The sequence below is a fragment of the Nocardioides sp. genome, assembly GCF_031422975.1.
Lineage (GTDB): Bacteria > Actinomycetota > Actinomycetes > Propionibacteriales > Nocardioidaceae > Nocardioides.
The window spans coordinates 1-10,198 of record NZ_JANPEO010000145.1 but is presented as its reverse complement, the minus strand read 5'-3'; the positions used below and the strand labels follow the sequence as shown (position 1 = coordinate 10,198).

Genomic DNA, 10,198 nt, shown 5'->3' with positions numbered 1-10,198 from the left:
GGGTCGCGATGATGTCGTCGGCTTCGTACCCGTCGAGCTCCAGGTGCCTGATCCGGAGGGTGTCGAGGACCTGCTGGATCAGCGGCAGCTGGCTGCTGAACTCGCCGGGCGTCTTGTTCCGCTTGGCCTTGTACTCCGGATACTCCTCGAGCCGGAAGGTCTGGCGCGACTTGTCGAACGCGACGGCGACGTGCGTGGGCACCTCGTCGCGCAGCACGTTGACGAGCATCGAGGTGAATCCGTAGACGGCGTTGGTGTGCTGGCCGGTGGCGGTGGAGAAGTTCTCCACCGGCAGCGCGAAGAACGCGCGATAGGCCAGCGAGTGCCCGTCGAGCAGGAGCAAGCGGGCGGAAGGCGGGGCGGTGGCGGCACTCGTCTCGGACACGGCGCGACTCTATCGGCCGACACCGACACCGAGGACCCGCCGGGGGTCGGCCACAATGCGTGCATGAGCGACCTCAAACTACCGACCCGCGAGATCAGCATCGACGAGTTCGTGGCGACGATGCCGCAGGGTATGGGCGCCCTGAACGAGAAGATGGGCGTGGTCATCACCGAGATCTCGCCGGAGCGCCTCACCGCGACCATGCCCGTCGAGGGAAACACCCAGCCCTACGGCCTCCTGCACGGCGGCGCGTCCGTGGTCCTGGCCGAGACGCTCGGCTCGATCGGGTCGGCCCTGCATGCATTTCCCGACAAGATCGCCGTCGGCGTCGACATCAACGCCACCCATCACCGCTCCGCAACGTCCGGCACCGTGACCGGCACGGCGACCCCGATCCACCTCGGTCGCAGCATGGCGGCCTTCGAGGTCGTGATCACCAACGAGGAGGGCAAGCGCGTGTGTACGGCGCGCATCACCTGCGCGCTCCTGGACCGGCCCTGACGGACCCGTGAGTTTACCCGGTTATCCGGGGAAACTCACGCTGTGTGACTCAAGCATTGGGGGCCAGGCGTGAAGATCCCCGCATATCCGGGGATCCTGGAACGAACGGTCGAAACTCAGCTGGTGACGTGCTCGCGTCCGAGTCGTCGAGCGGCCAGGACCTTGTCGATCTGGCGCGAGCCGCGACCGCGGGTCGCCGAGCGTCGACCGGACAGCTTGGAGCGCACCGCGGACGTGCTCGCGGTCCGGAGGGTTGCCTGCGGTGTGAGCGAGAGCCGCGCCATGAACCGGTTGGCGTCGCGGGAGTTGGCCAGTGCGGCGGTTGCCATCGTGCCGATCCCCTGGGCCTCGGCGAACCTGGTAGCGGCGTCCATCAGTGCCGTGCCGACGCCGCGACGGCGGAACTCGGGCAGCACGTGGGGCGAGACCGCCAGCGCGGCCGGCTCGAGGTTGAGCGGAGTCAGGGTGGTGGCTTCGAGGAAGACCGCGCCGGCGACCTGGCCGTCGATCTCGGCCACAGAGATGCACCGGTCCTCACGATCGGCGCAGTCGTCGATGATGCGCACGAGGTCGGCCTCCTGCTCCTCAGCGCTGCCGCGCCGCAGGACGTCCGTCCACAGCTCACGCAGCACCGAAGCGTCAGCAGCTGCGGCTGCCCGCACCTGGACCGTAGTCCTGCTCATGTGTTGACTCCCAAGGATCAGCCCCGTGCCGTTTGCATCCCCCGTTGCCGAGATCATTCCCGGCCATGACCGCCGACCCTACGCCCAGGGCCTTCGCGGTGTGCGCGAAGGCCCGAAAACCGGTCAGGCCACGCCGAGATACGCCTCGCGGACGCTCGGGTCGTCGAGCAAGGCAGCACCGCTGCCGCTCTTGACGATCTTGCCGGTCTCCAGCACGTAGGCGCGGTCGGCACGCGACAGCGCCTGCTTGGCGTTCTGCTCCACGACCAGGATCGTCGTGCCCTGCTCGGCGATCTCGCTGATGATCGAGAAGATCTGCTGGATCAGCATCGGCGCGAGCCCCATCGAGGGCTCGTCGAGCAGCAGCAGCCTGGGCCGCGACATCAGCGACCGGCCGATGGCGAGCATCTGCTGCTCACCGCCGGACATGGTGCCGCCGACCTGCTTCCTGCGCTCCTTGAGCCGCGGGAACAGGCCGAAGACACGCTCGAAGTCCTCGGCGATGCCGGCCTTGTCCTTGCGGGTGTAGGCGCCCATGTCGAGGTTCTCGGTGACGGTCATCCCCGGGAAGACACCTCGGCCCTCGGGCGTCAGGCACAGGCCCTTGCGCATGCGCTGGTCGGCGCGCAGCTTGGTCACGTCCTCGCCGTTGAAGGTGATCGTCCCCGACGTGAGCCCACGCACACCGGAGATGGCGCGCATCGTCGAGGTCTTGCCGGCGCCGTTGGCGCCGATCAGGGCGACGACCTCGCCCTCGGCGACCTCGAGGCTGATGCCGTGGAGCGCCTCGATCTTTCCGTAGTTGAGGACGACATCCTCAAGCTTGAGCAGCATCGTCCGGCTCTCCTAGGTAGGCAGCAATGACCTTCGGGTTGCGGGCGACCTCGGCGGGCAACCCTTCGGCGATCTTCTGGCCGAATTCGAGCACGACCAGCCGGTCGGTGACACCCATGACCAGCTTCATGTCGTGCTCGATGAGGAGCACGGTCAGCCCGCTGTCACGGATCCGCCGGATGAGGTTCATCAGGTCGGCCTTCTCGGCCGGGTTGAAGCCGGCCGCCGGCTCGTCGAGGCACAGCAGCTTGGGCTCGGTCGCCAGGGCACGCGCGATCTCGAGTCGTCGCTGATAGCCGTACGGCAGGTTGCGGGCCAGCTCGTGGGCGCGGTCGGCGATACCGACGAAGCGCAGCATCTCCATCGACTTCTTCCGGCCGGCCCGCTCCTCGAGCGTGTGCCGGCTCACTCCGAAGACCTTGGCAAAGCTGCGCGCGAGGGGGTTTTCCGGGAGCTCGTGCTCCTTCGCCCTCACGCGATAGAGCCGGAACAGCGCCCCCACCACGCTTGTCTTGTGCCGCGCGTCGGCACCGACCATGACGTTCTCCATGGCGGTCATCTCGGGGAACAACCGGATGTTCTGGAACGTCCGGGCGATGCCGAGAGCGTTGATCTTGTGCGGCTTGATCCCGCTGACCTTGGTGCCGTCGAAGCGGATGTCCCCGGACGTCGGGGTGTAGACGCCGGTCATGACGTTGAAGCAGGTCGTCTTGCCGGCGCCGTTGGGACCGATCAGGCCGAGGATCTCACCCTTCCTGATCTCGAAGGCGACCTCGTCGAGGGCGACGACGCCGCCGAACCTCAGCGTGACGTTGTCGACGACCAGCAGTGCCTCACTGTTGCCGCCGGACTTGTTGGTGCCGGATTCCAGGGTCTGCTCAGACATCGGCAGCCGCCTCCTCTGCCTCGTGCTTGCGGTCCGCGAACTCTCGAGCACGTCTGCGGCTGGGGACCAGGCCCTGCGGACGTAGCACCATCACCATCACCATGGCCACGCCGAAGGCGAACGGGCGCCAGTCCTGGAACTCGCGGAAGCGCTCGGGCAGGTAGGTGATCAGGAAGGCACCGAGCATCGCGCCGACCATGTTGCCGGACCCGCCGATGACCACCATGGCCACGAAGAGGAACGACAGGTTGAGTGCGAAGCCGGTCGGCTCGACGTAGGCCTGCTTGCTCGCAAAGAGCAGGCCGGCGATCGCGCCGAGGGACGCACCGATGGCGAAGGCCCAGAGCTTGAACTTGAAGGCGTTGACACCCATGACGGCGGCCGCGTCCTCGTCCTCACGGATGGCGAGCCACCCGCGGCCGACCCGGCTGTTCTCCAGCCGGCGCGTGAGGAAGATGAGCAGGATCAGCACGACCAGCGCCAGCCAGTACCAGTGGGCCGACTCGATGCTGGAGAAGTAGTTCTCACTGGGCTCGGGCGGTGAGGGCACTCCGATGATCCCGGCCGAGCCGTTGGTCACGCTGCCGACGTTGCGCGACAGGATGCGGATGATCTCGCCGAAGCCCATGGTCACGATGGCGAGGTAGTCGCCGCGCAGTCGCAGGGTCGGGGCGCCGAGGGTCACGCCAGCGGCCAGCGCGATGCCGAGAGCGATCGGGATGCAGGCCACGAACGGGACGGCCCACCCCTCGCCCAGGTCGAACCTCTCGGCGATCTTCTGGGTGACCGGCGACGACGGTGATCCGAAGATCGCCACCGAGTAGGCGCCCAGGGCGTAGAACCCGATGTAGCCGAGGTCGAGCAGGCCGGCCAGCCCGATCACGACGTTGAGGCCGATGGCCACGATCATGTAGATGACGACCAGGAACAGCACCCCGCCCCAGTCCGATCCACCCGAGGTGAGGTCGGTTCGGATGTAGGCGAACGGGAGGATGGTGAGGTTGGGCAGGTAGAACGCGAACGAGACCACCAGCAAGACGATCGGCAGCTTGGCCCAGAGTGGCAGGCTGCTGAACCTGTCCGCGAGCCCGAGGCTCGGCAGACCGAGGAAGCCGGCCTTGCGGCCCTCGTCGGCCGGCTCCGCGACGGGGGCTTTGTTGTCACTCATGCGCGTGCCTTTCCGAGCGATTCACCCAACAGGCCGGTCGGACGGAACATCAGCACCAGGACCAGGACGATGAACGCCGTGACGTCCGCCCAGTTCGAGCTGAACACCGCCGAGGCGTACACCTCCACGATCCCGAGCAGCAGACCACCGACCAGCGCACCGCGCAGGTTTCCGATCCCACCGAGCACGGCGGCGGTGAAGGCCTTGATGCCGATGATGAAGCCGATGTCGAACTTCGTGATGTCGAACTGGAGGGTGAACAGGAGGGCTGCGACGCCCGCCATGGCACCACCGAGGATGAAGACCAGCATGATCACCCGGTCCTGGTTGACCCCCATCAGGGCCGCGGTGTCGGGGTCCTGCGCGACCGCGCGGACGCCGCGACCGAGGCGACTCCTGTTCACGAACTGATCGAGGGCGAACATCATCAAGACAGCGCCCAGGATGATGAAGACCTGGGTGTTGGTGATCCGCACGTCGCCGATGGTCATCAGCGTCGCGGTCTGGATCGGTGAGGGGACGTTGACCGGTGCGCGCCCGAACGGCGGACCGAAGAACACCTTCAGCACGTGACCGAAGACCTCGACCAGCACCAGCGAGCAGCCGATGGCGGTGATCAAGAAGATGAGGGGCGGCGCGTTCTTCTTGCGCAGCGGCCGGTAGGCGATCCGCTCGACGGCGAGCGCCACCGAGGCCGACACGACGGCGGCTGCGACGAAGGCCAGAAGCGTGGCCACGATCACCATGCCCATGCCGGTGCCCGCGCCGACACCGAGCACGGTGTAGACACCGAGCACCGTCCAGGTGCCGACCATGAACACTTCGGAGTGCGCGAAGTTGATGAGACGGAGCACGCCGTAGACCATCGTGTAGCCGAGGGCTACCAGGGCGTAGATCGAGCCTCGAGTGAGACCGTCCAGGGTGTGACCACCCAGATTGTCGATCAGTGCGTTGAAATCCATGTACCTCTCCCAAGCCCGGGGTCACACCGGACGTGAGGATCCGGCGGCCACCAGTGAAGCGGCCGAGCATACTGCCCGGCCGCCCCACTGGTCATGAGTGTCTCGTTCAGCTCAGCGAGATCTCCTGGTCGGGGACCAGCGCGCCGTCCACGACCTTGTAGGCCCAGATGACGACGTTCTCGACAGCAACGTCACCGTTGTCGTCGAACGCCAGCTGCTTGGTCAGGCCCTTCTCGTCGTACCCGTCGACGAAGGCCTCGACCTCTTCGCGGGTGCGAGCGCCGTCGGCGAACGCGTCCAGGAAGATGTTCATGGCGTCGAAGCCCTCGGCCGCATAGGCGCCGGGAGCGGCGCCGGTCTCGGCCTCGAAGTCCGCGGCGAAGGTGCCCTCCTCGATCGGGACACACGGGCAGGTGATGATCGCGCCCTCGCCGGCTGCACCGGCCGCCTTGCCGAAGTCGGCTCCGTACAGGCCGTCGCCACCCACGAAGGGGGCGTCGATGCCGGCGTCGCGGAGCTGCTTGAGCAGCGGCGCGGCCTCGGCGATGTAGCCGCCGTAGAAGATCGCGTCGGGCTTGGCCGCGTTGACCTTGGAGACGGTCGGGGAGAAGTCGGTCTGCGCGACCTGGGTCTTGTCGTTGGCGGCGACGAGGTCGCCCAGCTCCGAGGTGACCTTGGCGGCCAGCGGCTCGCCGTAGGCGTCGGAGTTGTCGATGACGAAGACCTTCTTGGCGCCGATGACGTCGCTGAGGTACTTGGCGATCGCCGTACCCTGGATGTCGTCATAGCCGACCACGCGGTGGAAGACCGGGGACGGGTCCTCCTGCGTGAGGTCGGTGGCCGTGGCGGACTGGCTGATCATGGTCAGGCCGGCGTCGCCGTAGATCGCCTTGGTCGCGCGGGTCTCACCCGAGAACGCACCACCGATGACACCCAGGAAGGTGTCGTCCGTGGCCATCTTGGTGGCGACCGGGGTCGCCTTGGCCGGGTCACCCTCGGTGTCGAAGTCGACAAGTTCGATCTTGCAGTCCGGGTTGTCCGCACTCCACTGCTTGAGCGCGAGCTTCGCGCCGTCAACGGAGGGGAGCACGATGCTGGAGTTGGCACCCGACAGGGCACCCATCACACCGATCTTGCCTTCGCATGCGCCGTCGCCGGACGCGCTGCCCCCGGTCTCGGTGGTGCCACATGCCGTAGCAGTGACGGTCAGGGCGAGTGCGAGTGCACCCAGCCCAGCTCGAGTGTTACGCCTCAAGGCCTTCTACCTCTCGTCAGGTCCGCGGCTCGACTACCGGGGACGCAGAGTTCATGGAGGAAGCCCTGACCGGCGCCGAGCTGGCCACGCCCCTCCGGTGCGGAAACGTACACCTCTCGCGGCGTCGCCGTAAGCACCTGACGCACCACACGCCGAAACATGGCTAATCCGTTACCGAATCCTCACTCGGCCCGGTGACACCTGGCCCGTGCTCGACAACTCCTTCGGCCACCTGCCTCATCGACAGGCGAAGATCCATGGCCGTCTTCTGGATCCACCGGAAGGCTTCCGGTTCGCTCAGGCCCAGCTGGGCCTGCAGGACGCTCTTGGCGCGGTCGACCGCCTTGCGCGTCGCCAGCGACTCGTGCAGGTCGGCGACCTCGCGTTCGAGCACGCGCACCTCGTCGAAGCGACTGAGCGCCATCTCGATCGCGGGCACCAGATCGGTACGGGTGAACGGCTTGACGAGATAGGCCATCGCGCCCGCGTCCCGGGCCCGCTCGACCAGGTCGCGCTGGGAGAACGCGGTGAGGATGACGATCGGGGCAATCCGTTCGCGGGCGATCTGCTCGGCGGCGGCGATCCCGTCCAGGATCGGCATCTTCACGTCGAGGATCACCAGGTCGGGCCTGAGCTCCTGCGCGAGCTCGATCGCCAACTGACCGTCGCCGGCCTGGCCGACGACGTCGAAGCCCTCCTCGTCCAGCATCTCGGCGAGATCCATTCGGATCAGGGCCTCGTCCTCGGCAATGACGACACGGCGGCGAACGGAGGTGCTCGGGAGGGTCGGGCTCTGCTGGGGGGCGGGGTTGGTCACGGCGACAAGGCTAGTCGGGTACGGTTTCCTCGCTGTTGGCCCCGGTAGCCCAACGGCAGAGGCGATGCTCTCAAACAGCATTCAGTGTGAGTTCGAATCTCACCCGGGGCACCCAGGCATCGCGCCGCGACGCCAGCGGGGCGGTGCGGTGCGCTGATCGGACCGAAGTCCTCGGTCAGCGCGGACGCCGATAGGCCGGGGCGGCACCGTTGATCGCATCGCCCATCCGGTGGATCCGCAGCGCGTTGGTCGAGCCCGGGATGCCGGGCGGGCTGCCGGCGATGATGACGACGAGGTCGCCCTCCTTGACCCGGCCGATGTGGATCAGCGCTTCGTCGACCTGGCGCACCATCTCGTCCGTGTGCTCGACCTCGGCACCTTGGAAGGTCTCGACTCCCCAGGTGAGGGCGAGCTGCGAACGCGTCCGCGACTCGGGGGTGAAGGCGAGGATCGGGATCGGGCCGCGGTAGCGCGAGAGCCGTTTGGCAGAGTCGCCACTCACGGTGAAGGCGACGAGGAAGACGGCGCCGACCGCTTCGGCCACCTCGGCCGCGGCCTTGGCGATGACGCCGCCCCGGGTGTGGGGCTGCCAGGACACGGCGGCCATGTGGCTGAGTCCGTGGTGCTCGGTCGAGGTCACGATCCGGGCCATGGTCTGCACCGCGACGATGGGCCACTCCCCCACGCTGGTCTCGCCGGAGAGCATCACGGCGTCGGCACCGTCGAGCACGGCGTTGGCGACGTCGCTGGCCTCGGCACGTGTCGGCGCGGGCGCGGTGATCATCGACTCCAGCATCTGGGTCGCGACGATGACGGGCTTGGCGTTGCGGCGGGCCTTGTCGATGATCCGCTTCTGGTGGATCGGCACGTCCTCGAGCGGGCACTCGACACCCAGGTCGCCGCGCGCGACCATGATGCCGTCGAAGGCGTCCACGATCTCGTCGATGTTCTCGATCGCCTGCGGCTTCTCGATCTTGGCGATGATGGGGACGAAGATGCCCTCCTCGCGCATGATCGCGCGGACGTCCTCGGCGTCGTGCGCACTTCGGACGAAGCTGAGGGCGACGAAGTCGACCCCGAGTTGGAGCGCCCAGCGCAGGTCGGCGGTGTCCTTCTCGGACAGGGCCGGCACCGAGACGGCGACGCCGGGCAGGTTGATGCCCTTGTGGTTGGAGACCTTGCCGCCGACGATGACCTCGGTCAGCACGTCGGTGGCGTCGACGGAGGTCACCCGCAGGCGCACCTTGCCGTCATCGATGAGGAGCGGGTCGCCCGCCTTCACATCGCCCGGCAGTCCGGCGTAGGTCGTCCCGCACTCGTCCACGTCACCCAGGATGTCGCGGGTGGTGATCGTGAAGGACGCGCCCTTCCTCAACTTGACCGGGCCGTCGGCGAACATGCCCAGCCGGATCTTGGGACCCTGGAGGTCCGCGAAGATCCCGACGCCGTGGCCCGAGTCGTCGCTGGCCTGGCGCACCAGGTGATAGAGGCGCTCGTGGTCGGCGTACTCACCATGGCTCATGTTGAGCCGGGCGACGTCCATGCCGGCGTCGACCAGCTCACGGATGCTCTCAGGGGTGGACACCGCAGGGCCGAGGGTGCAGACAATCTTCGCTCTTCGCACCACCCGACCCTAGCGGATCTTTGATCGATCCAAGAACGATCTCGCGTCGTCGGCGAGCGACGAGCGCGTGAACGTCACACGACCAGCGGTCGATCCGTGGGCTTGATCGGCACCGGCAACGTCGACGAGCCGGTGAGGTAGGTGTCCACCCCGGCAGCGGCCGCGCGTCCCTCGGCGATCGCCCAGACGATCAGCGACTGACCGCGGCCCACGTCGCCCGCCACGAAGACACCCTCGACGCTCGAGGCGTACGTCGCATCGCGCACGACATTGCCACGCTGGTCGAGCTCCACGCCCAGCTGCTCGATGATCCCGGGCGTCTCCGGGCCGGTGAAGCCCATGGCGAACAGCACGAGCTGCGCCGGGATCTCCCGCTCGGTCCCCTCGATCGGCTGGAACGTCGCGTCGACCTCGATCAGCCGCAGGCCGGACACGTGGCCGGCCACGTCGCCGAGGAACTGCTGGGTGGACACCGCATAGACCCGGTCGCCACCCTCCTCGTGGGCGGAGGAGACCCGGAAGGTCATCGGATAGGTGGGCCACGGCTGGGCACCCGGACGGGTCTCCGGCGGCTGGGTCATGATCTCGAGTTGGGTGATCGAGCGCGCGCCCTGGCGGATGGAGGTGCCGAGGCAGTCGGCGCCGGTGTCCCCGCCACCGATGATGACGACGTCCTTGCCGGTGGCCAGGATCTGGCCCTCGACCTCGTCGCCGAGTGAGGCACGGTTGGCCTGCGGCAGGAACTCCATGGCCTGGTGGATGCCACCGAGCTCGCGGCCCGGCACCGGCAGGTCGCGCGCCTGGGTCGCCCCCATCGCCAGCACGACGGCGTCGTAGCGCTCGGTGAGCTGGGGACCGGTGAGCTCCTCGCCGACGTTGACGCCGGCGCGGAAGATGGTGCCCTCGCGCTTCATCTGGTCGAGTCGACGGTCGAGGTGCTTCTTCTCCATCTTGAACTCGGGGATGCCGTAGCGCATCAGCCCGCCGATCTTGTCGGCACGCTCGTAGACCGCGACCGTGTGCCCGGCTCGAGTGAGCTGCTGCGCGGCTGCGAGACCGGCCGGTCCGGAGCCGATGACAGCC

The 10,198-nt window shown here is 67.7% G+C and carries 10 protein-coding genes, 1 tRNA gene and 1 pseudogene; 2 read left to right on the top strand and 10 right to left on the bottom strand.

Annotation, left to right across the window (positions count from 1 at the left end; all coding sequences use genetic code 11):
• Positions 1-385, bottom strand: a pseudogene (locus RMO85_RS04645) (DNA polymerase I); the annotation flags it as partial.
• A gap of 63 nt (positions 386-448) precedes the next feature.
• On the opposite strand from RMO85_RS04645, the gene RMO85_RS04640 reads away from it, so the two are divergent.
• Positions 449-886: a hotdog fold thioesterase gene (locus RMO85_RS04640; protein ID WP_310526766.1), complete on the top strand. Its 438-nt coding sequence runs from the start codon at positions 449-451 to the stop codon at positions 884-886.
• Between the two features lie 116 nt (positions 887-1,002).
• Here the strand turns inward: RMO85_RS04640 and RMO85_RS04635 are convergent, their stop codons facing one another.
• The 7 genes from RMO85_RS04635 to RMO85_RS04605 all read right to left on the bottom strand — a co-directional run bounded on the left by RMO85_RS04635 (position 1,003) and on the right by RMO85_RS04605 (position 7,491).
• The gene (locus tag RMO85_RS04635) at positions 1,003-1,569 is read right to left on the bottom strand and encodes a GNAT family N-acetyltransferase (protein ID WP_310526765.1); all 567 of its coding nucleotides are present in this window, start codon (positions 1,567-1,569) and stop codon (positions 1,003-1,005) included.
• 123 nt (positions 1,570-1,692) lie between these two features.
• Positions 1,693-2,400 (bottom strand): ABC transporter ATP-binding protein, encoded by a 708-nt coding sequence (locus RMO85_RS04630; protein ID WP_397203110.1) that lies wholly within the window; start codon positions 2,398-2,400, stop codon positions 1,693-1,695.
• Positions 2,387-3,289: an ABC transporter ATP-binding protein gene (locus tag RMO85_RS04625; protein ID WP_310526763.1), complete on the bottom strand. Its 903-nt coding sequence runs from the start codon at positions 3,287-3,289 to the stop codon at positions 2,387-2,389. Before RMO85_RS04625 ends, RMO85_RS04630 begins: the two co-directional genes overlap by 14 nt.
• The gene (locus RMO85_RS04620; protein ID WP_310526762.1) at positions 3,282-4,457 is read right to left on the bottom strand and encodes a branched-chain amino acid ABC transporter permease; all 1,176 of its coding nucleotides are present in this window, start codon (positions 4,455-4,457) and stop codon (positions 3,282-3,284) included. The genes RMO85_RS04625 and RMO85_RS04620 overlap by 8 nt, the downstream gene beginning before the upstream one ends.
• Positions 4,454-5,419, bottom strand: coding sequence for a branched-chain amino acid ABC transporter permease (locus RMO85_RS04615; protein ID WP_310526761.1), 966 nt, complete (start codon positions 5,417-5,419; stop codon positions 4,454-4,456). Before RMO85_RS04615 ends, RMO85_RS04620 begins: the two co-directional genes overlap by 4 nt.
• Before the next feature lie 106 nt (positions 5,420-5,525).
• The gene (locus tag RMO85_RS04610; protein ID WP_310526760.1) at positions 5,526-6,542 is read right to left on the bottom strand and encodes a branched-chain amino acid ABC transporter substrate-binding protein; all 1,017 of its coding nucleotides are present in this window, start codon (positions 6,540-6,542) and stop codon (positions 5,526-5,528) included.
• 295 nt (positions 6,543-6,837) lie between these two features.
• Positions 6,838-7,491, bottom strand: coding sequence for a response regulator (locus tag RMO85_RS04605; protein ID WP_310526759.1), 654 nt, complete (start codon positions 7,489-7,491; stop codon positions 6,838-6,840).
• A 38-nt stretch (positions 7,492-7,529) separates the two neighbouring features.
• Here RMO85_RS04605 and RMO85_RS04600 point away from each other — a divergent pair.
• Positions 7,530-7,602 (top strand) — tRNA-Leu (locus RMO85_RS04600).
• Between the two features lie 64 nt (positions 7,603-7,666).
• Here the strand turns inward: RMO85_RS04600 and pyk are convergent.
• A complete protein-coding gene (gene pyk / locus RMO85_RS04595) occupies positions 7,667-9,115 on the bottom strand; it encodes a pyruvate kinase (RefSeq protein WP_310526758.1) in 1,449 nt (482 codons plus the stop codon).
• A gap of 74 nt (positions 9,116-9,189) precedes the next feature.
• The coding region (locus RMO85_RS04590; RefSeq protein ID WP_310526756.1) for a glutamate synthase subunit beta at positions 9,190-10,198 on the bottom strand (1,009 nt) is incomplete at its 5' end.